General features: G+C 52.3%; 24 protein-coding genes. 13 read left to right on the top strand and 11 right to left on the bottom strand.

Translation table 11 applies throughout. The features are described from left to right. Positions 1–9 precede the first annotated feature (9 nt). Positions 10–2,454, bottom strand: coding sequence for an acyl-CoA dehydrogenase FadE (gene fadE, locus NG42_RS12175; protein WP_052899693.1), 2,445 nt, complete (start codon positions 2,452–2,454; stop codon positions 10–12). A gap of 227 nt (positions 2,455–2,681) precedes the next feature. Between fadE and lpcA the strand changes: the two genes are divergently transcribed. Further along, entirely contained in the window at positions 2,682–3,260 is a 579-nt protein-coding gene (gene lpcA, locus NG42_RS12170; protein ID WP_052899691.1) for a D-sedoheptulose 7-phosphate isomerase, read from the top strand. Between the two features lie 54 nt (positions 3,261–3,314). Further along, entirely contained in the window at positions 3,315–4,082 is a 768-nt protein-coding gene (locus NG42_RS12165; RefSeq protein ID WP_052899689.1) for a class II glutamine amidotransferase, read from the top strand. On the opposite strand, the gene dpaA is transcribed toward NG42_RS12165, so the two are convergent. Then, positions 4,053–4,793, bottom strand: a complete 741-nt coding sequence (gene dpaA / locus NG42_RS12160; protein WP_052899687.1) for a peptidoglycan meso-diaminopimelic acid protein amidase — start codon at positions 4,791–4,793, stop codon at positions 4,053–4,055. The genes NG42_RS12165 and dpaA overlap by 30 nt on opposite strands. A gap of 257 nt (positions 4,794–5,050) precedes the next feature. Between dpaA and dinB the strand changes: the two genes are divergently transcribed. Both dinB and NG42_RS12150 read left to right on the top strand, forming a co-directional pair. Further along, the gene (gene dinB / locus NG42_RS12155; protein ID WP_052899685.1) at positions 5,051–6,106 is read left to right on the top strand and encodes a DNA polymerase IV; all 1,056 of its coding nucleotides are present in this window, start codon (positions 5,051–5,053) and stop codon (positions 6,104–6,106) included. A 178-nt stretch (positions 6,107–6,284) separates the two neighbouring features. Beyond that, the gene (locus NG42_RS12150; protein ID WP_052899683.1) at positions 6,285–7,724 is read left to right on the top strand and encodes a catalase; all 1,440 of its coding nucleotides are present in this window, start codon (positions 6,285–6,287) and stop codon (positions 7,722–7,724) included. A gap of 36 nt (positions 7,725–7,760) precedes the next feature. Here the strand turns inward: NG42_RS12150 and pepD are convergent, their stop codons facing one another. After that, positions 7,761–9,215, bottom strand: a complete 1,455-nt coding sequence (gene pepD, locus NG42_RS12145; protein WP_052899681.1) for a beta-Ala-His dipeptidase — start codon at positions 9,213–9,215, stop codon at positions 7,761–7,763. 255 nt (positions 9,216–9,470) lie between these two features. On the opposite strand from pepD, the gene gpt reads away from it, so the two are divergent. The 3 genes from gpt (at position 9,471) to crl (ending at position 11,767) form a co-directional block, all read left to right on the top strand. Next, positions 9,471–9,929: a xanthine phosphoribosyltransferase gene (gene gpt / locus NG42_RS12140; protein WP_052899679.1), complete on the top strand. Its 459-nt coding sequence runs from the start codon at positions 9,471–9,473 to the stop codon at positions 9,927–9,929. Positions 9,930–10,060: 131 nt separating this feature from the next. Continuing rightward, positions 10,061–11,308 carry an esterase FrsA gene (frsA, locus tag NG42_RS12135; RefSeq protein ID WP_052899677.1) on the top strand — a complete coding sequence of 416 codons (1,248 nt, stop codon included), beginning with the start codon at positions 10,061–10,063 and terminating at the stop codon, positions 11,306–11,308. A 57-nt stretch (positions 11,309–11,365) separates the two neighbouring features. Continuing rightward, the gene (crl, locus tag NG42_RS12130) at positions 11,366–11,767 is read left to right on the top strand and encodes a sigma factor-binding protein Crl (RefSeq protein ID WP_052899675.1); all 402 of its coding nucleotides are present in this window, start codon (positions 11,366–11,368) and stop codon (positions 11,765–11,767) included. A 75-nt stretch (positions 11,768–11,842) separates the two neighbouring features. Here crl and NG42_RS12125 read toward each other — a convergent pair whose 3' ends face one another. Then, positions 11,843–12,943: a porin gene (locus tag NG42_RS12125; protein WP_052899673.1), complete on the bottom strand. Its 1,101-nt coding sequence runs from the start codon at positions 12,941–12,943 to the stop codon at positions 11,843–11,845. Between the two features lie 244 nt (positions 12,944–13,187). Here NG42_RS12125 and proB point away from each other — a divergent pair, with 244 nt between their 5' ends. From proB to NG42_RS12110, 3 genes are read left to right on the top strand one after another with little or no spacing between them, the layout of a single operon-like run. After that, complete coding sequence (proB, locus tag NG42_RS12120) at positions 13,188–14,291, top strand: glutamate 5-kinase (protein WP_052899671.1); 1,104 nt, start codon at positions 13,188–13,190, stop codon at positions 14,289–14,291. Between the two features lie 10 nt (positions 14,292–14,301). Beyond that, positions 14,302–15,555 (top strand): glutamate-5-semialdehyde dehydrogenase, encoded by a 1,254-nt coding sequence (gene proA / locus NG42_RS12115; RefSeq protein ID WP_052899669.1) that lies wholly within the window; start codon positions 14,302–14,304, stop codon positions 15,553–15,555. Between the two features lie 26 nt (positions 15,556–15,581). Further along, the gene (locus tag NG42_RS12110; protein ID WP_052899667.1) at positions 15,582–16,208 is read left to right on the top strand and encodes a LysE family translocator; all 627 of its coding nucleotides are present in this window, start codon (positions 15,582–15,584) and stop codon (positions 16,206–16,208) included. A 76-nt stretch (positions 16,209–16,284) separates the two neighbouring features. On the opposite strand, the gene NG42_RS12105 is transcribed toward NG42_RS12110, so the two are convergent. The 5 genes from NG42_RS12105 to NG42_RS12085 form a co-directional block, all read right to left on the bottom strand. Beyond that, positions 16,285–16,959: an SDR family oxidoreductase gene (locus NG42_RS12105; RefSeq protein WP_052899665.1), complete on the bottom strand. Its 675-nt coding sequence runs from the start codon at positions 16,957–16,959 to the stop codon at positions 16,285–16,287. Positions 16,960–17,079: 120 nt separating this feature from the next. Then, complete coding sequence (locus NG42_RS12100; protein WP_052899663.1) at positions 17,080–18,501, bottom strand: glucosyltransferase domain-containing protein; 1,422 nt, start codon at positions 18,499–18,501, stop codon at positions 17,080–17,082. 90 nt (positions 18,502–18,591) lie between these two features. After that, the gene (locus tag NG42_RS12095; RefSeq protein ID WP_052899661.1) at positions 18,592–18,954 is read right to left on the bottom strand and encodes a GtrA family protein; all 363 of its coding nucleotides are present in this window, start codon (positions 18,952–18,954) and stop codon (positions 18,592–18,594) included. 208 nt (positions 18,955–19,162) lie between these two features. Beyond that, positions 19,163–20,272: an AI-2E family transporter gene (locus NG42_RS12090; RefSeq protein WP_052899659.1), complete on the bottom strand. Its 1,110-nt coding sequence runs from the start codon at positions 20,270–20,272 to the stop codon at positions 19,163–19,165. A gap of 158 nt (positions 20,273–20,430) precedes the next feature. Further along, positions 20,431–20,874 (bottom strand): hypothetical protein, encoded by a 444-nt coding sequence (locus NG42_RS12085; RefSeq protein WP_052899657.1) that lies wholly within the window; start codon positions 20,872–20,874, stop codon positions 20,431–20,433. Positions 20,875–21,110: 236 nt separating this feature from the next. Between NG42_RS12085 and NG42_RS12080 the strand changes: the two genes are divergently transcribed. The 3 genes from NG42_RS12080 to NG42_RS12070 all read left to right on the top strand — a co-directional run bounded on the left by NG42_RS12080 (position 21,111) and on the right by NG42_RS12070 (position 23,479). Further along, a complete protein-coding gene (locus NG42_RS12080) occupies positions 21,111–22,364 on the top strand; it encodes a chloride channel protein (protein WP_052899655.1) in 1,254 nt (417 codons plus the stop codon). Positions 22,365–22,516: 152 nt separating this feature from the next. After that, entirely contained in the window at positions 22,517–22,879 is a 363-nt protein-coding gene (locus NG42_RS22455) for a hypothetical protein (RefSeq protein ID WP_338152344.1), read from the top strand. Positions 22,880–22,999: 120 nt separating this feature from the next. Further along, positions 23,000–23,479, top strand: coding sequence for a putative T6SS immunity periplasmic lipoprotein (locus NG42_RS12070; RefSeq protein WP_338152345.1), 480 nt, complete (start codon positions 23,000–23,002; stop codon positions 23,477–23,479). A gap of 53 nt (positions 23,480–23,532) precedes the next feature. Here NG42_RS12070 and dgoR read toward each other — a convergent pair whose 3' ends face one another. Both dgoR and NG42_RS23535 read right to left on the bottom strand, forming a co-directional pair. Next, complete coding sequence (gene dgoR, locus NG42_RS12065; protein ID WP_052899651.1) at positions 23,533–24,222, bottom strand: D-galactonate utilization transcriptional regulator DgoR; 690 nt, start codon at positions 24,220–24,222, stop codon at positions 23,533–23,535. A gap of 124 nt (positions 24,223–24,346) precedes the next feature. Next, positions 24,347–24,720, bottom strand: a 374-nt coding sequence (locus tag NG42_RS23535; protein WP_241488348.1) for an ATP-binding cassette domain-containing protein, incomplete at its 5' end; no start/stop codon positions are given.

Genomic DNA, 24,720 nt, shown 5'->3' with positions numbered 1-24,720 from the left:
ACGAATGATCTACGCCGCCTCAATCTTCCTTGCCGGTTTTTCTTCCTTTCGTGGTTGAGTGGCCAGCGCATCAGCCTCGAAGTCGTCGACGTTAATCGAACGCAGACGGCTCTCTTCAGCACGACTGAGTATTTGCGCTTCCTGTTCGCTGATCCAGCCTTCCTGCAAACCGCGGGTTGCCAGTTTATCCAGCCGGGTGAACGACAGGTTTTTCTTCAGCTGTTTGCACAGACGATCATGAATCACTTCCGCCGCCATCACATCCTGCAACGCTTCTTCCAGCTGGCCCGCCGGATTATGTTCGCCCGGCGTCAGATACTGTCCACGGCCTAAACGGCTGCGGGTGGCCGACGGCAGTTGCAGAATCCGCGCCAGTTGATGATCGAGGCGGTCAGACGGCGCACGACAGTGACGACCGGTCGGGAAAATCACCACGCGCAGCACACCCGCCACCAGACGATTCGGGAAGTTGCGCAGCAAGTCGTCGATAGCGATCTCAGCCTGATTCAGCGCATCCTGCACGCCCCAGTGCACCAGCGGCAGATCGGCTTCATTACGACCTTCATCTTCATAGCGTTTCAGCGCCGCCGAAGCCAGATACAGCTGGCTGAGAATATCGCCCAGTCGCGCAGAAATACGCTCACGACGTTTCAGGCTGCCGCCCAGCACCGACATCGAAATATCCGACAGCAACGCCAGGTTGGCACTGATACGGTTCAGATGCTGATAGTAGCGACGGGTCGCATCGCGGGTAGGGGATTGACTGGTGCGACCGCCGGTCAGCCCCAGCCACAGGCTGCGGACATTATTACTGCCAACATGACCAATATGGCTGAACAGTGCGTGATCAAAGGCATTAACGTCATTGTTCTGCGCCGCCGCCATCTCCTGCAATACATACGGATGGCAGCGAATCGCGCCCTGACCAAAGATAATCATGCTGCGGGTGAGAATATTGGCACCTTCAACGGTAATCGCAATCGGTGCGCCCTGATAAGCGCGGGCGAGGAAGTTGCTGTTACCGAGCATAATGCCTTTACCGCCCGCAATATCCATCGCATCGACGATGGCGCGCTGACCGCGATGGGTACAGTGATATTTGACAATAGCCGACAGCACCGCCGGTTTTTCTCCCAGCACAATGCCGTAAGTAATCAGCGAGGCCGCCGCGTCCATCACATAAGCATTCCCGGCGATACGCGCTAATGGCTCTTCAATCCCTTCCATTTTACCGATCGGCAGTTTGAACTGGCGACGAATATGCGCGTAAGCACCAATCGCCAGCGCGATGGTTTTTAAGCTGCCGGTAGAGTTGGACGGCAGGGTAATGCCGCGTCCGACAGAGAGACATTCCACCAGCATGCGCCAGCCCTGACCGGCCATCTTTGGCCCGCCAATGATGTAATCAATCGGCACAAAAATATCCCGGCCTTGCGTCGGGCCGTTCTGGAACGGTACGTTAAGCGGGAAGTGGCGACGGCCAATTTCCACACCTGGGGTGCTGGTTGGGATCAGCGCACAGGTAATGCCCAATTCTTCAATGTCACCCAGCAGATGTTCCGGGTCAGACAGTTTAAACGCCAGTCCGAGTACGGTCGCAATCGGAGCCAGCGTAATATAGCGCTTGTTCCAGGTCAGGCGCATACCTAACACCTGCTGACCTTGCCAGTCGCCCATACAGACCACGCCGCTATCGGGAATCGCACCGGCATCGGAGCCTGCTTCCGGGCTGGTCAGCGCAAAGCAAGGGATCTCCTCACCGCGCGCCAGACGCGGCAGATAATGATCTTTCTGCTCCTCGGTGCCGTAATGTTGCAGCAGTTCGCCCGGGCCGAGTGAGTTAGGTACGCCGACGGTAATCGCCAGAATTCCCGAGACCCCGGCCAGTTTTTGCAGCACTTGCGCCTGGGCGTAAGCGGAAAACGCCAGCCCGCCGTACTCTTTTTTGATAATCATGGCGAAGAAGCGATGCTCTTTCAAATACGCCCACAGTTCCGGCGGCAAATCGGCCATTTCATGGGTGATCCGGAAGTCATTGGCCATACGGCAGGCTTCGGATACCGGGCCATCGAGGAATGCCTGCTCGGCTTCGGTCAGGCGCGGCTGCGGATAGTTGTGCAGTTTTTCCCAGTCAGGATTGCCGCGAAACAGATCGCCTTCCCACCAGGTAGTCCCGGCATCAATCGCTTCTTTTTCAGTGCGCGACATCGGCGGCATCACTTTCTGGAAAGTTTGCAGCATCGGTTTAGAGAACATCGCCCGGCGTATCGACAGCACGTTGAAGGGCAGCAGAATAAGCGCCAGCGGCACCAGTAGCCAGGGTGTCCAGAGGGATAACAGCGCCATGGCAGCCGTCCACACCAGCAGAATCACGCTACTGAGCATCAGATTTACGCGGTGATAGAAGAGTGCGCCTGTCAGCACAATCGTCGCGATAATACTGAGAACCATCATAATGAACCGCTCCGTAAGTAGTAAGAGGTCTGACCTGTTGAAACCGTTACTACAGGTTTAGAGCAGATCATGATTGTTAGCAATGTGTTTACATAATAACTACAACCTGGCTCACACTCCGACCGCATTAAAAGTCAAAGCTATCGCTTGTGCTGCGCGATGCTTTTCGCTTACCCCCCATTCCGGTAAACTTGGCGCTGACTCTCTTTCCTCCAAAGGACATCCCTATGTACCAGGATATTATTCGTTCAGAGCTAAATGAAGCTGCCGATACCCTTAATAAATTTCTGAGCGACGATGCCAACATTCATGCCATTCAGCGCGCAGCGGTGCTGCTGGCGGACGCCTTTAAAGCTGGCGGCAAAGTGCTTTCCTGCGGTAATGGCGGTTCACATTGTGATGCCATGCACTTCGCGGAAGAGCTGACCGGCCGTTATCGCGACAACCGTCCGGGCTATCCGGCGATTGCCATTTCGGACGTCAGCCATATCTCCTGCGTCAGCAACGACTTTGGTTATGACTTCGTGTTCTCACGCTATATTGAAGCGGTAGGCCGCAGCGGCGATGTGCTGCTGGGTATCTCGACCTCTGGCAACTCAGCGAACGTGATGAAAGCGATTGAAGCGGCACGTGCGCAGGGGATGAAAGTGATCACCCTGACCGGCAAAGACGGCGGTAAAATGGATGGCTCGGCAGACGTGGAAATTCGCGTGCCGCATTTCGGCTATGCTGACCGTATTCAGGAAATTCACATTAAAGTGATTCATATCCTGATCCTGTTAATTGAAAAAGAGATGGTCAAGTAAGCCACGCTTTTCCCCCGTGAGCGGGGGAATTTACTGATTTTCGAGGTCATCACTATGTGCGAACTGCTCGGGATGAGCGCTAACGTCCCAACGGACATCTGCTTTAGCTTTACCGGTCTGGTGCAGCGTGGTGGTGGAACCGGGCCGCATAAAGACGGCTGGGGTATTACCTTTTACGAAGGTAAAGGCTGCCGCACATTTAAAGATCCGCAGCCGAGCTTTAATTCGCCGATTGCGCGGCTGGTGCAGGAATACCCGATAAAATCACACTCGGTGGTGGCGCATATTCGCCAGGCCAACCGGGGGGAAGTCTCGCTGGAAAATACCCATCCGTTTACCCGTGAGGTGTGGGGGCGCAACTGGACCTATGCCCATAATGGCCAGCTGAAAGGCTATCGCGGGCTGGAAACCGGCCAGTTTCGCCCGATTGGTGAGACCGACAGTGAGAAGGCATTTTGCTGGTTGCTGCATAAGTTGACCAGCCGTTATCCGCGTACGCCGGGTAACTGGCCAGCGGTATTTCGTTATATTGCTGAGCTGGCGGCGGAACTGCGTGAGAAGGGCGTATTTAATATGCTGCTGTCGGATGGCCGTTATCTGATGGCGTTCTGCTCGACCAATCTGTTCTGGATCACCCGTCGTGCGCCGTTTGGCAAAGCCAAACTGCTCGATCAGGATGTGGAAATTGATTTTCAGAAGCAGACCACGCCAAATGACGTGGTCACGGTGATAGCAACGCAGCCGCTAACCGGCAATGAGACCTGGAACAAAATTGAACCCGGAGAGTGGGTGCTATTTTGTCTTGGTGAGCGCGAAGAGTGATCCCGCAGGTGCTGACTGGTCGTTCATTACCGGGCTGCCATTCAGCACATATTTGCCGGAATTCACGCTGACATTTGGCGGCTGGCGATGCTCAACAAACCACGCATATCCCGGCTGCAACTGCTTCCAGAACGCCGCAAAATAAGAGTTACGATGGCGCTGCATATTACTTTCCGTCATGCGGAACGGATAAATACTGACGCTGATTTCTGACTGACCATTACGCAGTGCGGCGTTGACGTAAGTAAAAATCTCATCCATATAGGCGTTAGTCATCGCATAACAGCCGACCGACACGCAATCACCATGAATCATCAGATATTTACCGTCATAACCCTGCTGACGATCGTACTCATTAGGGAAGCCAATATTGATGGCGCGATAGAAACGGCTGTCAGGTTTTAACTGGCGCTGGGTAACGGTGTAGAAACCCTCCGGGCTTTTAAAGTCGCCCTGGCGCTGTTTCGGGCCAAGACCACCGGAAAAATTGCAGATGCGATAGCTGTCCAGCAGACGATATTCGTTGCCGATTTTTCCATACAGTTCCAGCGTCCGCTCTTCTTTGAAGATTTGCAGATAAACCGGCGTGCCGATTAATTGTTTCTTTAACTCTTTGCTTACCGGAGCCAGCGGCTGAACAGGTTCAGGTACGATGGCCATGCTGACGGCTGGCATAAAAATCATCGCAAACAGCAGTGCGATTTTGCCCATTCGGTTTCCCTTGAAATAGAGGGGTTGAAATGCGACGTCTGGCGACGCCTGATACATGCATTATCGGAAAAGTCCGCTATCGCAGCGCAACATTAACATTGTCTGTTTTTTTATCAAGATGCTGACCGAGATTAATCCTGATAACTGCGAGACGAATCCCCTTTGTGGCGGGCATTGTGGCCGATGACACGGTCATTTACCCCACTTGAATCCTGGTTTTTTAACTGTATACTTATCCAGTGATGCCGGAGGGGGATATGCGTAAAATCATTCACGTCGATATGGACTGCTTTTTCGCTGCGGTCGAAATGCGCGACAATCCTGCTTTGCGTGATATCCCGATTGCTATTGGCGGCAGCCAGAAACAGCGCGGCGTGATCAGCACAGCCAACTATCCGGCGCGTAAATATGGCGTGCACAGCGCGATGTCTACCGCCATGGCGCTGAAACTCTGCCCGCATCTGAAAGTCATTCCTGGCCGGTTTGACGCCTATAAAGCGGCTTCCAGCCATATTCGCGAAATCTTCTCGCGCTATACCACATTAATTGAACCGCTTTCGCTGGATGAGGCTTATCTGGATGTCACTGACAGTGAACATTGCCACGGCTCGGCGACATTAATGGCGCGAGAAATTCGGCAAACTATCAAGCGTGAGCTGAATCTTACCGCCTCAGCCGGTATCGCGCCGATTAAATTCCTCGCCAAAATTGCCTCGGATCTGAATAAGCCAGACGGCCAGTTTGTGATTACGCCGGAACAGATGCCGGGTTTTTTACACACCTTGCCGCTGGTGAAAATTCCGGGAGTGGGCAAAGTGACGGCAAAAAAGCTGGAAGAGCAGGGGTTGTACAGCTGCGCCGATGTACAAAAAAGCGATCTGGCAATGCTGTTAAAGCGCTTCGGTAAATTTGGTCGGGTGCTGTGGGAGCGCAGTAACGGTATTGACGATCGCGAAGTGATTACCGAGCGCGAACGTAAGTCGCTGGGCGTTGAGCGCACGCTTTCGGAAGATATTCATAGCTGGGAAGAGTGTCTGAAAATCCTCGATTATTTGTATGATGAGCTGGAGCGTCGGCTGACGGCGATTAAACCGGATCGGCATATTGCCCGGCAGGGCGTAAAGCTGAAGTTTAATGATTTCCAGTTGACGACTCAGGAGCATGTCTGGCCGGTGCTGAATAAAGACGATCTTATCGAGCTGGCAAAGAAGACCTGGGACGACCGGCGCGGTGGGCGTGGCGTGCGGCTGGTCGGTGTGCATGTGACGTTGCTTGACCCGCAGTTAGAGCGGCAATTGTTGTTGGGGCTTTAAAAACAACGGTATGCTCTTTTTGCCGCATCCGTTTCATAAATAGCAGTGATAGTTTTTGCCAGATTGCCAGAGATCAAGGTCCGAGCGGACAATAGAACTGATACTTAGCAATCCCATTAATTATCAGGATTACATAATGTAAACCTTTCTCCGTTTTATTCATAAGAGAGAAACCGCAATGAGCAAAAAAGGCCTCACCACCGCTGCTGGCGCGCCGGTCGCCCATAATAATAATTCGATGACCGCCGGACGACGCGGCCCAATGCTGTTACAGGACGTCTGGTTTCTGGAAAAGCTGGCACATTTTGACCGCGAAGTGATTCCCGAGCGTCGCATGCACGCGAAAGGTTCCGGCGCTTATGGCACCTTCACTGTCACCCATGATGTCACCCGCTTTACCCGCGCAAAGATCTTCTCTGAGATCGGCAAAAAAACCGACCTGTTTATTCGTTTCTCAACCGTCGCCGGTGAACGTGGCGGTGCCGATGCAGAACGAGATATTCGTGGCTTTTCACTGAAGTTTTACACCGAAGAGGGGAACTGGGATCTGGTCGGCAATAACACGCCGGTATTTTACCTGCGCGATCCGCTGAAGTTCCCCGATCTGAACCACGTGGTGAAACGCGACCCGCGCACCAATTTGCGTAATCCGACTTACAAATGGGATTTCTTCTCTCAACTACCGGAATCACTGCATCAGCTGACCATCGACTTTAGCGATCGCGGATTGCCTCACTCTTACCGACACATCCACGGTTTTGGTAGTCATACCTATAGCTTTATCAACGATCAGCAGGAACGATTCTGGGTTAAATTCCATATGAAGTGCCAGCAAGGCATTCAGAACCTGATGGACGAGGAAGCGGAGCAGTTAATCGGTAAAGATCGTGAGAGTTCACAACGCGATCTGTATGACGCTATCGAAGCCGGTGATTTCCCGCGCTGGAAGTTCTATATCCAGGTCATGCCGGAAGCCGAAGCATCACAAACCCTCTATAACCCTTTTGACCTGACGAAAGTGTGGCCACACGGTGATTATCCGCTGATTGAGGTGGGTGAGTTTGAACTGAACCGTAACCCGGATAATTACTTTGCCGAGGTTGAACAGGTGGCAATGAGTCCGGCAAATGTGGTACCGGGTATTGGCTTCTCGCCAGACCGCATGTTGCAAGGGCGTCTGTTCTCTTATGGTGATGCACATCGTTACCGTTTAGGGGTGAATCATCATCAGATTCCGGTAAATGCGCCGCGCTGCCCGTTCCATAATTATCACCGCGATGGTGCGATGCGCATTGACGGCAACAGCGGTAATGGTGCGACTTACGAGCCAAACAGTTTTAACGTCTTCCAGGAGCAGCCGGACTTTAGTGAACCGCCACTGTCGCTGGAAGGTGCAGCCGATCACTGGAATTATCGCGAAGATGAAGATGACTTCTCGCAACCACGCGCGCTGTTTAATCTGCTGAGTGACGACGAGCATCAGCGGATGTTCCAGCGTATCGCGGGTGAGCTGTGTCAGGTGCCGGAGTTTATTCAACAACGTCAGATTGCGCTATTTAAACAGGTCGATGAGGCCTACGGTGCAGGTGTCGAGCAGGCGTTAAGTCAGCTGAAATAATCGTTAAGGCGGCGTTTTCGCCGCCCCTGGTCGTGTTTATTTCGCCGGAATGACGCGCAGCAGTTCGGTCAGCAGTTTCCAGTACAGGCCAACGCTTTCGATATGCACTTGCTCATCTGGCGAATGTGGACCGGTAATGGTCGGCCCGATAGAAACCATATCCATTTCCGGATAAGGCTTCTTAAACAGACCACATTCCAGACCGGCGTGAATCACCTGAATGTTCGGCGTGCGGTTAAACAGCTTCTCATAGGTTTCACGCACCAGCGCCATCACTGGCGAGCTGGCATCAGGCTGCCAGCCCGGATAACCGCCTTTTGGTGCGGTTTTCGCACCGGCCAGTTCACCGAGGGAAGTCAGCATTTCCACCACGTAATCTTTACCGCTGTCGATCAGTGAGCGAATCAGGCAGATGATTTCAGCTTCGTTATCATTGATCGACACCACACCGACATTCAGTGAGGTTTCCACCACGCCTTTCATCACATCGGAGTGACGAATTACGCCATTTGGCGTGCTGTTCAGCAGCGCCAGGAAACGGTCACGGCTGCTGTTGGTCAGCGCCTGAGTTTCGCTGGCCAGCGGTTCAACCAGCACATTGACGTTCTTCTCTTTGGCGCTGAGCTCATTTTGCAGCGTGGCGAGGAAACCGGTCGCGGCGGCTTTCAGCGCATCGACGTGATCCGCAGCAACCGCCAGCGTGGCAACGGCTTCACGCGGAATCGCGTTACGCAGCGTACCACCGGTAAAGTCGATCAGACGCAGATCCAGCGCTTTCTGAGTGGCAAGGAAACGTGCCAGCAGTTTGTTGGCGTTACCAAGGCCGACATGAATGTCGCAACCGGAGTGGCCGCCCTTCAGGCCTTTGACCGTTAACTTCAGCGTTTCAAAACCTGCCGGAATTGCTTCGCGCTCAACGGACAGAGTCGTGATGAAATCGATGCCGCCTGCGCAGCCCATATAGATTTCACCTTCCTCTTCGGAATCGGTATTGATCAGGATATCGGCTTGCATCCAGCCAGCCTGCAGACCAAAAGCACCGTCCATTCCGGCTTCTTCGGTCATGGTCAGCAGCACTTCCAGCGGGCCGTGTTCAACGCTGTCGTCGGCCAGCACTGCCAGCGCAGAAGCCATGCCGATACCGTTATCCGCACCCAGCGTGGTGCCGCGCGCTTTTACCCACTCGCCGTCAACCCATGGCTGAATCGGATCTTTAGTAAAGTCGTGCACCGTGTCATTATTTTTCTGTGGCACCATATCCAGGTGCGCCTGTAACGCCACCGGCTTGCGGTTTTCCATCCCCGGCGTTGCCGGTTTACGGATCAGAATATTGCCCACGTTATCGCGGTCGACCCAGAAGCCTTTCTCTTTAGCCCACGACAGAATATGTTCGGCCAGCGCTTCTTCATGATAAGAGGGATGCGGGATAGAGCAGATTTTGGCAAAAATATCCCACAGTGGCTGTGGTGATAGTTGAGACAGTTCAGACACGATAAGTCTCCTGTTTCGGCAACCGGCTAACCCGGTGCGTCGCAAAGTTTCCAGTAAAAGATCGCCGTCAGCGAATCTGACGTGATAAGCCAGAGAATACCACCGTTTACCGGGGCTTGCGCAATCAGGCGCGGCAAAAAGCTCCAACCAGCAGCACAGGTGCTGGTTTTTAGTGCTTCATATCCTTATAATCTCGCGCAACCTTTTTCCCACTGCATACTTTTTAAGCCAAGATAGTTGGCCGGGATTCCTTTTATGAGCGAAAAATACGTCGTCACCTGGGACATGTTACAGATCCATGCCCGTAAACTGGCTCAGCGCCTGCTTCCTGTGGAACAATGGAAAGGCATCATCGCGGTCAGCCGCGGCGGTCTGGTTCCTGCCTCCTTGTTAGCCCGCGAACTGTGCATCCGTTACGTTGATACCGTGTGTATCTCCAGTTACGACCATGACAATCAGCGCGAAATGAAAGTGCTGAAACGCGCAGAAGGCGATGGCGAAGGCTTTATCGTGATTGACGACCTGGTCGATACCGGCGGCACCGCGCAGGCGATCCGTGATATGTATCCTAAAGCGCGCTTTGTCACCATCTTCGCGAAACCAGCGGGTCGCCCGCTGGTGGACGATTATGTCGTCGATATCCCGCAGGACACCTGGATCGAGCAGCCCTGGGATATGGGCGTGGTCTACATCCCGCCAATCGTTAAAGGTTAATCCCCCCCTTTAGTGATCGACATTAATACAACGCCCGGTTTTACCGGGCGTTGTTGTTTATGCCTGTCGCGTCGACTGTCACTGCGCTAAACTGTTCTTCCGTCACGCCGTGCAGGAAGGAAAGCGTCATAATGACTCCGAAAAATCTCAGTGAAGAACTGTTTAAACCACGCTTTAAGCATCCTGAAACTTCCTCGCTGGTAAAACGCCGCCATCACCCCACATCCGATGTGCATTCAACGCTGGACGGTGAAAGCCATGCTGGCTGGTATCGCATGATCAACCGCCTGATGTGGGCATGGCGCGGTTTACCGTTGCAGGAGATCAGCGAAGTGCTGGCGCGTATCGCCGTGAGCGAAGTTGAACACACCAACGAGAAGTATCTTGATACGGTGATTGGCTATCGTGGTGGCAACTGGATTTACGAGTGGTCAAAGCAGGCAGCGCTGTGGCAGCAAAAAGCCATGGAGGCCAGCGATGACGTCGAAGCCGGCGAGTGCTGGCTGCATGCCGCCAATCTGTACAGCATTGCCGGATATCCGCATATCAAAGGGGATGAGCTGGCTGAACAGGCGCAAACTCTGGCAAATCGCGCGTATGAAGAGGCGACGCCACGACTGGCTGGCGAACTGAAAGAGCTGGAGTTTGCCATTCCTGGTGGCAGCGCCGTTGCCGGATTTCTGCATATGCCGAAACAGGCGTCGGCACCGTATCCGACGGTGATTATGTGTGGCGGCCTCGACACCTTACAAACGGATTACTATCGTTTTTTCCACGATTATCTCGCGCCGCGCGGCATCGCGATGCTGACGCTGGATATGCCGTCGGTCGGTTTTTCGGCGAAATGCAAGCTGACGCAGGACACCAGTTTTCTGCATCAGCACGTGCTGCGTGGGCTGGAAAATATTCCGTGGATCGATCATACCCGCGTCGCCGTCTTTGGTTATCGCTTTGGCGCTAACGTGGCGGTGCGGCTGGCCTATCTGGAATCGTCTCGACTGCGCGCGGTGGCCTGTCTCGGGCCGGTGGTGCACAGTCTGTTGACCGATGCGCAGCGCCAGGACGCGGTGCCAGCTATGTATATGGATATGCTCGCCAGTCGCCTCGGCATGGCTAACGCCGATGATTCCTCGCTGCGCACTGAACTGAGCCGCTATTCATTAAAAACGCAAGGATTGCTGGGACGCCGCACGCCGACGCCAATGCTGTCGGGCTACTGGGAAAACGATCCGTTTAGCCCGGCAGAGGATTCGCGCTTAATTGCCAGCTCTTCCGCTGATGGAAAACTGCTGCCGATCACCTTCTCGCCGGTTCTGAAGAACTTCGACGCGGCGTTGCAGCAAATTTGTGACTGGCTCGCCAGGCGTTTAGCGAGATGAGTTGCTATTATTCAACAGTTTGCTAAAACTGTGGCTTCACCAATGGAGGTTTAAACCATGACGTTACCGAGTGGACACCCGAAAAGCCGACTCATGAAACGTTTCGCTGCTCTGGGTCCGTATATCCGCGAGAATAAATGCGATAACGATCGCTTTTTCTTCGACTGTCTGGCAGTTTGCGTCAATGTTAAACCCGCACCGGAAGAGCGTGAATTCTGGGGCTGGTGGATGGAGTTAGAGGCGCAATCCGATCGCTTTACCTATGAGTACCATTTTGGTCTGTTCGACAAAGAAGGCAACTGGAAGCCGACGGCAATCAAAGGTAAAGAAAATAATCAGAAGCTGGAAGAGACGCTGCGTAACTTCCATGAACGTCTGAAAGAGTTACTGGCGGGTATGGAACTGGGCTTAGTCCCGGCGGAGCATTTCACCGATCAGCCCGTTAAATTGACCGCCTGATTGCGCGAATGTCGCTGAATAAACAAGAAAGGCCGTTCACTGCGTGAGCGGCCTTTTTTTCAGGCTACAGAATCATCAGAACTGGTAGGTCATCCCCACCGCAACAATATCGTCGGTGTTTTGCGCCAGCTTATTGTCGTTATCCATCAGGTTGATTTTGTAATCAACGAACAGCGACATGTTTTTATTGAAGTAGTAAGTCGCGCCGACGTCAGCAAACTTATAAATATCCGCGTCGCCCACACCGTTTTCGATATCTTTTGCTTTGGTCTGCACATACGCCAGTGACGGGCGTAAACCAAAATCAAACTGGTACTGCGCGACTAACTCAATATTTTGCAGTTTATTGGCATAGCCGCTGACGCGCACATCGCTACCGGCAATCCGGGCGGTTCCGCTAATCGGCGACATATTACGCGTTTCTGCATACGTTGCCGCCAGGTAGACGTTGTTATTGTCATACTTCAGGCCGGTTGCCCAGGCTTCGGCTTTATCGCCTGTACCATACGCCGCCGCTTTCTGCGACTGAGTGCGGTTAGAGGAAGAGAGTGCACCATTCAGCGTCAGACCATCCAGCAACTGATAGCCGAGTGAGGCTGACATGCCGTCGCCATTAGAGCTGGCGTCCGCGCGGCTGCTGCTCTCGTTTTTGCCCTGATACTGTAAGGCGAATTTCAGCCCGTCGACCAGACCAAAGAAGTTGTTGTTACGGTAAGTCGCCACGCCATTGGTGCGGGTGAGCATATAGTTGTCGGCGCGGGTATAACCGGTCGCGCCGAATTCCGGCATCATATCGGTAAAGGCTTCGACATCGTAAATCAGACCATAGTTACGACCGTAATCAAACGAGCCGTAATCACCAAACTTCAGACCGGCGAAGCCAAGACGGGTTTTGGTACCGGCCGTGCCGTCGCTTTCCGCATTGCTGGCCGGCAGATGGTATTCCCACTGGCCGTAGCCGGTCATCAGCTCGTTAATCTGCGTCTGGCCTTTAAAACCGATACGCACGTATGACTTATCGCCGTCATTACTCGCGGTATCGCTCAGATAGTGCATGGCTTTCACTTTGCCGTAGAAGTCCAGTTTATTGCCGTCTTTATTATAAACTTCCGCTGCCTGTGCTGTGCTGGTCAGGGCCAGTGCTGCTGTGAAAATTGCCAAAGCGCTGTTGTTCATTTAATCCACTTCCCGAATAGGTAAAATAATTTTTTGCCACGTAGGCTGTTGTAAACGCAGGAACGTTTTACCTGTCGGTGATGAACGTTTGATGACAGTTCTGATGGTTTCTTGTTAATTGCGAACTTTTGGTCTAACGGATTGTCGGCGTTAAATCGTGCTTTTCCCGCGCTGGCTGTTGGCATCACGCGTCACACCTGTTAAAAATGTTTCTTTGCACTCTTTTTAGCAATGGCAGGAAATAATGAGCGGCAGCCAGACCCTGGTGGTAAAACTGGGTACCAGCGTCCTGACCGGCGGTTCACGCCGACTGAATCGGGCACATATTGTTGAGTTGGTTCGCCAATGCGCGCAACAGCACGCAGCGGGCCATCGTATTGTTATCGTTACTTCTGGCGCGATGGCGGCCGGACGTGAGCATCTCGGTTACCCCGAACTGCCGCCGACCATTGCTTCCAAGCAGCTGCTGGCGGCGGTCGGGCAGAGCCGTTTGATTCAGCTGTGGGAACAGCTGTTTTCAATTTATGGCATCCATATCGGGCAAATGCTGCTGACGCGCGCCGATATGGAAGATCGCGAGCGCTTTCTGAACGCGCGCGATACGTTGCGCGCGCTGCTGGATAACCATATCGTTCCGGTTATCAATGAAAACGATGCGGTGGCTACCGCTGAAATCAAAGTCGGTGATAACGACAACCTGTCGGCGCTGGCGGCGATGCTGGGCGGTGCCGATAAGCTGCTGCTGCTGACTGACCAGCCAGGGCTGTTTACCGCCGATCCGCGCAATAATCCGCAAGCCGAACTGATTAGCGATGTCCACGGCATTGATGACGCGTTGCGCACCATTGCCGGTGACAGCGTCTCCGGGCTGGGCACCGGCGGGATGGCGACCAAATTGCAGGCCGCCGATGTGGCGTGTCGTGCCGGTATTGATGTGATTATCGCCGCCGGTAGCCGTCCGGGCGTGATTGGCGATGTGATTGATGGCAAGCCGGTCGGCACCCGTTTCCATGCGCTGGAAACCCCGCTGGAAAACCGCAAACGCTGGATCTTTGGTGCTCCACCGGCCGGTGAAATCGTGATTGATGACGGTGCGCTGTCGGCGATGCTGGAGCGCGGCAGTTCATTGTTGCCGAAGGGCATCCGCCAGGTAGAGGGCAACTTCTCACGTGGTGAAGTGATCCGCATCCGCAATCTGCTGGGCCGTGATGTGGCTCACGGCGTCTCGCGCTACAACAGCGATGCGATGCGGATGATTGCCGGCCATCACAGCCAGCAAATCAGTGAAATTCTCGGTTACGAATATGGTCCGGTTGCTGTACATCGCGACGATATGATTGTCAGTTAAGGAGCTTTCGATGCTTGTGGAAATGGGTAAAGCCGCGAAAGCTGCTTCTTATCAACTTTCGGTATTATCTACCGCGCAGAAAAATCAGGTACTGCTGACTATCGCCGGGAGTCTTGAAGCGCAGAGCGCGGAAATTCTGGCGGCGAATGAGCAGGATCTGGCCGATGCGCGGCAGAATGGCATGAGTGAAGCGCTGCTTGATCGCCTGATGCTCAATGCGCCGCGTCTGAAAGGCATTGCTGATGATGTGCGTCAGGTGTGCAATCTGGCCGACCCGGTCGGCGAACTGATCGATGGCGGCCAGCTGGATAGCGGCCTGCGTATCGAACGTCGCCGCGTACCGCTGGGCGTGGTCGGCGTGATTTACGAAGCGCGTCCTAACGTTACGGTGGATGTGGCGTCACTGTGTCTGAAAACCGGCAACGCGGTGATTCTGCGCGGCGGTAAAGAGACTTATCGCACCAATGCTGCCACGGTGCGGGTGATTCAGCGTGCGCTGCAACAGCACGGCTTACCGGCTGGCGCGGTACAGGCGATTGAAAGCCCGGATCGTGAGCTGGTGAATCAGCTGCTGAAGCTCGACCGTTATGTCGATATGCTGATCCCGCGCGGTGGTGCCGGGCTGCATAAGCTGTGTCGCGAACAGTCGACGATTCCGGTGATCACCGGTGGCATCGGCGTCTGCCATATCTTTGTCGATCAATCGATTGAGCGGGATGCGGCGATGAAAGTGATTGTGAACGCCAAGAAACAGCGTCCAAGCGCCTGTAACTCGGTGGAAACGCTGTTAATCGACCAGGCGATTGCGCCGGCTTTCCTGCCAGCACTCAGCCGCCGGATGGCGGAAGAGGGCATTACACTGCACGCCGACCCGCAATCTCTCGCGACTTTGCAGGCTGGCCCGGCAGAAGTGGTGGCGGTAAAAGAGGCCGACTATAACGACGAATGGCTGTCGCTGGATCTTAACGTTAAAGTCGTGGCCGATATGGACGAAGCCATCGCGCATATTCGCGAGCATGGCACCCAGCACTCTGACGCTATCCTGACTCGCAGCATTCAGAACGCCGATCGCTTTGTGAAACAGGTCGATTCATCGGCGGTGTATGTGAATGCCAGCACCCGTTTCACTGACGGCGGTCAGTTTGGTTTAGGTGCGGAAGTGGCGGTCAGCACGCAGAAATTGCATGCGCGTGGCCCAATGGGACTGGAAGCTCTGACCACCTACAAGTGGATTGCTTACGGCGACGATACGATTCGCGGATAAATTTCAGCGCTGACAGGAGAAAAAAGATGACGCTGACGCAATGGTTGCCGTTTGCCGCTATCGCACTGGGTCTGGTGCTGACGCCCGGACCCAATATGATTTATCTGCTGTCGCGATCTGTCTGTCAGGGGCATAAAGCCGGACTGATCTCGCTGGCTGGCGTGGCGCTCGGCTTTGTGTTTTATATGCTGTGCGCTGCGCTCGGCATCACCGCGCTGGTGATGGCGGTGCCGCTGGCTTATGACGCATTACGCATCGCCGGTGCGCTCTATCTGTTGTGGCTGGCCTGGCAGTCGCTGCGCAGCGGAACCTCGCCTTTTCAGTTGCGCACTCTTAAGCCCGACAGCTCGCGTAAGCTATTTACCATGGGGCTGATTACCAATCTGCTGAATCCGAAAGCCGCCGTGCTCTATCTCTCTTTGCTGCCGCAGTTTATCGACCCGACGCAAGGCAGTGTGCTGGCGCAATCGCTGACGTTGGGCTTTAGTCAGATCGTTATCAGTATGTTGGTTAATGCCACGCTGATTTTTACCGCCGGTTTTATTGCCGCGTTCCTTGCCGGTCGCCCGTTATGGCAACGGGTGCAGCGCGGGTTAATGGCAACGGTATTGGCCGGGCTGGCGGTGAGAATGGTGATGGATGTGAGGAAGTAGCGGGTAAATACGGGTTTTAATCAATCATCTCATATTACAACTGATTAACTAAAACCCGCTTTATTTCGCTTACCGACTACCAGGCAAGCTGGTTGCCAGCATAGTCAATATAGTGATGACCCCCTTTGCCGCGCCATTTATCCAGTTGGTCCGCCAGGCCATTTACACTTTGACTGACGGTCAGAGTCGCATCGGAACCACCCATATCGGTCTGAACCCAACCCGGATGCACGCACAGCAGCGTCTGGCGCTGTGGATCCGTGCTTTCTCTCAGTTGGTGCGACAGCATATTCAGCGCAGCCTTACTGGCGGAGTACAGCGGATAAGCGCCCGAAGGATTTTCACTCAGGCTGCCCAGCTGCGATGACATCAATGCCAGAATACCGCTATCGGCTGCCAGCAGAGGCTGCAATTCCGCCGCGCAGCGTACCGGGGAAATCGTGTTGGTGATAAACAGCGAGAGCATTTCCTCGTCGCTGGTCTGTTTTAAATCCTGATGCGCTGGCCCGAACACGCCTGCATTAACAAAAATCACCTCAAACTGCTTGTCGTTAAGCGACTGCTTAACGGTGCTGCGCTGCGCCGCATCATTGATATCCAGCGTCAGCCAGTTGATGGCAGCGTGACATTCAGGGAGGGTATTACGGGTGGTGGCGGTGACCTGCCAGCCGCGCTCAGCCAGCGTATTCGCCAGGCCTAATCCAAGACCACGCGAAGCGCCGATGATAAGTGCATGTTTTGTGTTTTCCATACAGACTCCAGTTGATTAGTCAGGTTGGTAATGAGTTGGCTGAAGGCCACTATTCCATAACCGGGTACTCTGGCGCACCGGCTGGCTGCATCTGGCATGTATCGTCTTAAACAGGCCGCATCAGCGGCCATCACCCAGCACGATTATCGCCTGAGAGTCTTTTAAGTAAACAGAGTAGTTGGAATTAGTCGATACTCGGTTCTCTTTCATCCCTTCCAGAGCTTTCCTGGTTTCATTCCCTTTACCGTAGCCAAGACAGACATTTTTGAGACCCATTTCGTTAATCTGGAACGCCGCTATCCATTCTGATGCCCGGCTGATAAAAGGATCAAAAATCTTCCTTCCATTGACAATGCTATAGGTCATCGGGCTGTAGTTCGCTATTCCTGTAAATCTTACATCATGAATATCTGTTCGATTTATTAAATCTTTTGTAATCGCTGCAAATACATTTTTCTCATATTCTCGCTGCAAGCTCATCGCGTTGCCAAGTTGCGCGCTAAAAGACAGAGACGCAATAACCGGCAGTAGCAGTATCCAGTTAGCCTTGGATAAGGAAGATGAAATCATATAAGCTAAAATAACACCCGAAATACCAAATCCGACAAATGAGCGAGGCGCAATTGGCGGGGATTTTAATAAAATGAGCGGGCCGAGAAGTGATATGTAGAAAATAATGGCAGATAACACTAAAGATATCGCGGAAACGACGACGGCGTTCCGGTTTCTGGCCGCCACCATAAAGCACAGAGCGGAAAATAACACCGGCACAAGATAGTACCATAATGTCACGCCTTTAAAATAACTCCTGATAAATGAGTTCATCTCTGAAATATTTGCTAAAAACAATGCCACGTCACTGAGTGATATTAATTCCGAGCGTGCATTACTGCCACCAAAAAAGGGGGCCACAATAAGCATATATGCAACATATGATGCAACGTACTGCAAGGCTCTGAATAACAGCGTGTTGACTATTTCTTTGCGGTTATTCTGTTTTGCCAGGATCAAAACTTCTAATGCAACTAATGCGATAAAAATATTTGCACATGTCTGGTAGGTGCTGAGTGAGGCAACCAGTACCGCGACAGGAATGCCATAAGCGCTTATTTTCCTTTTTCCGCTAAACGCGAAAGCAAAAACCGCTAAAGCTAACGCTACCGACATCCCTAAACTGTCAAATCTGTAAGCTATATTTTGCAGGAAAAAAGGATTGAAAATCATCATTGCTGATATCAGCACGTGATGCTTTACATTATTTCTTGCCAGGTATTTTCCCAGTATCAGGCATGCCAGAGAAAGACAGAGCGAGGAGTAAATAATAGAATAAGGGAATATATCGACGGCGCGATTTGATGATGAGGTGATAAACTTTAAAATAAGGTCGGCAAGAGGCCTGCCTAAAACTCCCCAGCCAAACGCTCCCGTTGTGGCCCTGTCCAGATCATCCCGGTAATAAACACCAGCCATTAACAATGGCATAAAGAAAATTAATGCCAGGCCAAAGTAAATACCTGCTTCTTTCTTATCAATTCTAACCATGTTCATTTGCCTTAAAAATGTAACGCCTTCTTTGCCTAACCTCAGCACATAAACTGCCAATATATTCCCGCGGCACGACCGGAGAAATGCTCACTTCGCATTCCTGAAGACAATAAACTTTGAATAGATGAAACCGCATACCAGACTGATAGCGGAAAAAGTGACCAGAGTAACCAGTGGCGGCAATGCGCACTTATCGGCAGCCCAGCCTACAGCAGCACTTAATGCTCCCATAAACCCAATGTACATCATGTAACGCATCGCGGTGGTTGATGATTTAAATGTGAATCGGGCATTAGCGAAGAAGCTGAAACTGACAGCCACGATGAACCCGGCGAAATTTGCCAACGCCTGGTTTGTATGAAACCCATAAAAACATATTACAAAAATCAACCAATGTAACAGCGTGTTCAGAACGCCTATTGAAGTATATCTGGCAAACAGTTTTAACATTATCTGAATCAATGGCTTCTGGAAAACTGGAGTCTAACATCCTGGTGTTACTTTATCGACAGCCTGGATAGGGTCAGGGCGCCGGCCGCAAGCTCGCTTTGCCCTCACGACGCGCATAGCGAACCGTCATGCATGGCCTTTCCGCAGTGGTCAGCAAACTGGCCCAGATAAGGGCCAGTTTTTACCTCTACGCCATCACCCTGCCAATTTACTCGACAGAATGATTTTTCCCTTCTTCAATAAACTCATCATCAATTTCTTCCGCGTTACTTTTGTTATCACGACCGGATAACAGATTCCAGCACGCAATAAACAGTGCCGCGATTAGCGGGCCGATAACAAAGCCATTAATGCCATACACTTCCATACCGCCAAGGGTGGCAATCAGGATCATATAGTCTGGCATTTTGGTGTCTTTGCCGACCAGCAGCGGACGTAAGATGTTATCTACCAGACCGATCACCACCACAAAGAACAGCACGATAAATATGCCCTGCCACAGCATATCGGTGGCGAAGAAATAGATGGCCGCCGGTACCCAAATAATGGCTGAACCCACCGCCGGAATCAGTGACAGGAATGCCATCAGTGCGCCCCACAATACGCTACCGTCAATGCCGGTAATCCAGAAGGCAATCCCGCCAAGCGCACCCTGTACCACCGCGACAATGACCGTCCCCTTTACCGTCGCGCGGGAGACTGCCGCGAACTTCATAAACAGATGATGTTTAACGTGGGTAGAGAGCGGCAGTGCTTCCAGGATCAGGCCCACCAGATACGAACCGTCCTTCAGCAGGAAGAACAGCAGGTAAAGCATAATGCCGAAGCCAATTGTGAAACTGAACGTGCTTTTACCAATCAGAAAAACGCTGCCGGCAAGATATTGCCCGCCTTTCAGCGCGACGTCGGAAAGTTTTTGCTGAATTTCAGCTGCATTATCAAGATTATGCTCGGCAAGAAAGTTTCTGGCCCAGCCAGGCAGATGCTGCAATAGCTCCGCCAGTACCACCGGGAATTGCGTATTGTTACCCTGGAGTTTGCTGTAAACCATATTGACTTCAATCGCCAGAGAAGAGGCAATAATCGCCAGCGGGGTAAAAACAATCAGGCAAATCACCAGCAAGGTAAGAAATGCCGCCAGTCCGTTTTTATCACCCAGTTTCTGTCGGATCTTTGATTTTAATGGATGGAAAATCACTGCCAGGATAGCTGCCCATAAAATAGCGGAGTAATAAGGTGCAAGCACATCGAAGAAGGCGATGGTGACAATAAACAGTATAAGGATAAAGAAACCTTTAGTTAATCCTTTGAATCTCATGGGTGTTCCTCGTAAAAAATCACCCTCGAACTATAGAGCGTCTTTCTCACTTTGCAATGTGGCGGTGAAAAAAGCGCAAACGCGGGAGAGGGGGGCGAAAATCTGGCCGCTGCTGGCGGGGGAAAAAGGTTTTATCGCCGATGATGTTAACCGTTAACTTAACGGTTAAGGGGAAGCGGGTTAATATTTTTAATGATTTTTTTCAGGACGTTACAGGGGCCGGTTATCACCAGCGTATCTTCCTGCTGTGTCAGATAAATGCGCTGAGCTTTAAATTTTTTATAACCTGCAAGCTTCAGGTCGTAGTAACCGTCAGCGGTTTGCTGATAGTTAAAGCGTTCCAGTAAAGCGATTACCGCATAAGGAGGGTTAACTTGTTCGATGCGCAAACGCGCAATGCAGGTCAGCCAGAAGTTAACCGATAATCCACTGAGCATACCGATAAACGCAGCTTGCGTATTGCCGTGGCTGAACAGCGGTAATATCCAGACGATAATCGCCGACCAGAACACCATCATTGCCAGCATAAAGATGATGCGGAAAGGGTCACTGCGCCACTGCTCCGGCAGGCTCAGGCGGCGTAAGGCGTATTGAGTATTCACCAGCGGTTATTCCTTTACAATCAGGTTATGAACCTTAACGAAAACGGTATGTTAGTCAAGGGGTAAGCGGGAATGTAAGCTAACCCGGCACCGGCGTCCGGGAGCACTGCCGTGGAGGAAACGCGGCGTCGAAAGTACTTAACCGATCGGCCTAATCCACAGAAAGTTCTCGTTGACCTGCGATTAATCTAATCCTGGTTATAGTTAGCCTATTAATTAGTTAAGGCTTTGAACGTATGACACAAGGCACCAGCAGTAATCTGATTTTTCATCGAGTTTTGGCACTGGTGCTGACCGGAATCATCGCCGGAGTGGGAGCGATGCTGTTGGCATTATTACTCCATGCTATCCAGCATCTGGCGTTTGGCTACAGCATGGATGAAGTGGTTGGCACCGAATCTTTTCTGCAAGGGGTGACTGACGCCAGTGCGCAACGGCGTTTTGCGGTGATTGTCGGTGCCGGGCTGGTCGCCGGGTGTGGATGGTGGCTGCTGGCGCGCTTTGGCAAACCGCGGGTTTCAATTAGCGCGGTGGTGAAAGATCCGGGCAAGCCGATGCCTTTTTTCACCACGCTAATCCATGCGCTGCTGCAAATTATTACCGTGGCGCTGGGTTCTCCTTTAGGGCGTGAAGTTGCGCCGCGTGAAATCGGTGCGCTGACCGCCGGTGTGGTGGCTCGTCGTCTGGGGTTATCGCGGGAAGATTCCCGGACTTTGCTGGCCTGTGGTGCCGGAGCCGGTCTGGCTGCGGTCTATAATGTGCCGCTGGCGGGCGCGCTGTTTACCCTTGAAGTGTTACTGGTATCGTTTCGCTGGGAAAGCGTACTGGCCGCGATGATCACCTCGGCGATTGCTGCCTGGGTGGCGACCTTCGGCCTCGGCAACGAGTCGCAATATCACTTCGTTGCCGGAGAAGTCACTCATTCGCTGGTGTTATGGGCGCTGGTTGCGGGGCCGATGCTCGGCGGCGCGGCGTGGGGTTTTCGTAAGCTCACCACGGGCGTGCGGTGTAAGGTAAGAACTAACTGGCAAATGCCGGTTTACTCACTGCTGGCCTTTACGCTGCTGGCTGGATTAAGCCTGTTCTTCCCGCAACTTCCCGGTAATGGCAAAGGGCCGATGCAGTTAGCGCTAAATAATGGTCTCGGCCTGGCGCTGGCCGCCACCTTACTGGTACTGAAACTGATGGTTATCCTGGCGGTACTGCGCGCGGGGGCTGAAGGGGGATTACTGACGCCCGGACTGACCGTTGGCGCGCTACTGAGTATGTTGCTGTATATGGCATGGCAAACCGTACTGCCGGGCGGGGACAGCAGCAGCTTCGTGCTGGTGGGCGGCGCTTCCTTTCTTGCCGCATCAATGCAAATGCCGCTTACCGCAGTGGTGTTAATTATGGAGTTTACCCGGATGAACCACGACTATTTTGTTCCGGTGATGGTATGCGTATGCGGAGCTTATTTTACCTGTAAGGCGCTGGAGAGGAAGGATTAATTTATGCTGGTTTATTTTAATAATATTATTTAGAATTATTAAGGTGTTAAATTACGTTATTCTGCCACGTAGACATGCATATTTTTACTATAGACGAGGTGGTGACGTATCGGTATTATCTGGATAAGTTTACTGACAGGGAGTCAGACTACATGGATTCAGAAATTAAGGAAGGCACTCTGCGCCTTCTGACGCTCAGAGAGATTGAACTTGCCCGCCAGGTTTTTGCAGGGAGGATTATTTATCCTAAAGTATGGATTCACTGTGATAGCTATTTACCCGCAGGATTACAGCGAAAATATACGGCAATGGCACCCAATGGGGAGATTTACTTCAGGAAAGAGCTGTATCGGAGTGACTTTTCAGCAACTGAAGTGGGTCTTAACCTGAAGCATATATTTATTCACGAGATGGCACATGTTTGGCAGCATCAAAAAAAATGTGGGTCAGAACTCGTGGTTTTTTTAGTTGGGCTGCGAATTATACCTATGAACTCAATCACGATAAAATGCTGAGTGATTACTCCCTTGAGCAACAAGCACAAATCATCGCTGATTACTGGCTGTTAATTAAATATGGTTATGTGGAGTGGGATTTTCAGCGAAGTCCAGGAAAGGTCGTGACATACCGTGGCGATGCCGGAAGTAGAGAAATTCCATCCCTTTATCAAAAAACGTTATCCAATTTCCTGGAAAATAGGTGAGCGTATGATGAAATCTTCTATTTTACTTCTCCTGGTATTTATTCTGGCGGGTTGCGAATCGGCAGATCCCAGACCGAAAATTTTCCCAGCTAACGTTTTCACGCTGAATGATCATGTTTGCGTGCTGGTTCCGGCGGCAGAAGGGGAGTTTCTGCTCTCCGTGGAAATTAATGGAACCGGTAGTGAGGAACGATTAAGAAAGGTTTTTATCCATAACAAACCTATTTATCTTTCATCCCAACGCTGTGTGCCGCTATTTGGCTATCAATTTGAGTCGGGACGTGCTTATGGCGTTTCAGTTCAGGCGGTAACGCAAGAAAATCAGCAGAATAATACCGCGGGCCGTATCTATACGGTTTCATTTAGTTTATGGAAAGATCAGAGCAATAAACTGCAGGTAGCCATTCAATAATATCCTTGCTTAATACGGGCGGAAAAAAACGCCCGTAACAGGTTAAATAACCCTCAGGAAATATCTTTCAGCCGTTGAGTGGAGCTGGCAATCATCGCCAGCGCGGCCTGCTCGGCAGCCTGTGGATTCTGATGGCGAATGGCGTCATACAGCGTTTTATGTTCCTGTAGCGTTTTCGGCATATTTGCGGCATCCCCCATCCAGGTTCGCTCAAACACCACGCGCTGTAGCGAACGGATCGCGACATTCAGCTGCTGTAAAACCGAGTTATGCGCGGCTTGCAGCACGGCATCGTGATAGCGAATATCCGCCTCGTTAAACGCCTGACGATCCTGGTTATTGGCCACCATATCATTCAGCGCGGCTTCGATGAGCGTTAAATCGCTGGAGGTGGCGCGTTCGGCGGCCCAGCGGGCAATGGCCGGTTCGACCAGGTTACGCACTTCACTCATCGCTGCAATCAGCTCCGGGTCGTACTGATTATCCAGTACCCACTGCAACACGTCGGTGTCGAGAAAATTCCACTGCTTACGCGGTGCAACAAACGCGCCACGGTAGCGTTTTATCTCCACCAGTCGCTTTTCTGTCAGCGAGCGGAAAACTTCACGGATGATATTGCGTGAGGTGGCAAACTCCTCACAGAGCTCGGCCTCGGTCGGCAGCGAGGTGCCCGGCACATATTTGCCGCTGACAATCTGGCTGCCGAGGGTGGTAATAATACGGTCGGTTTTGGCGATGGTCATACGCTCTCCCTGGCAAAAAATCTGACAGCGTACTTTACCGCGATTGCCAGATTTTTCCTCATCTTTGTACTACAAAAATAGCGTACATTGCGCGGATAGCTAACAGAATGCAGTACAGTGGGAATCAGTGCGGCAGCGGTAAAATACAGTCCACCAGCTGTCGGGTGTAGGCATGTTGTGGCCGATGCAATACTGCGCCAGTTTCACCATATTCCATCAGTTCTCCGTGCTGTAGCACCGCGACTTTCTGGCATAACTGGCTGACCACCGCCAGATCGTGACTGATTAACAGGCAGCTAAATTTCAGTTCGCGCTGCAAGTTTTTCAGTAAATTCAGGATGGTGGCCTGTACCGACACATCCAGTGCTGAGGTGGGTTCATCGGCAATCAGCAGCGCCGGTTTGAGCGCCAGCGCCCGCGCGATAGCCACGCGCTGGCACTGTCCGCCTGAGATCTGATGCGGATAGCGCGCGGCTAATGCCACGTCCAGCCCGACCT

This window comes from Winslowiella iniecta, assembly GCF_001267535.1.
GTDB lineage: Bacteria > Pseudomonadota > Gammaproteobacteria > Enterobacterales > Enterobacteriaceae > Erwinia > Erwinia iniecta.
Note: the sequence above shows the minus strand (reverse complement) of the source record. Positions and strands in the feature narration are given on the sequence as shown.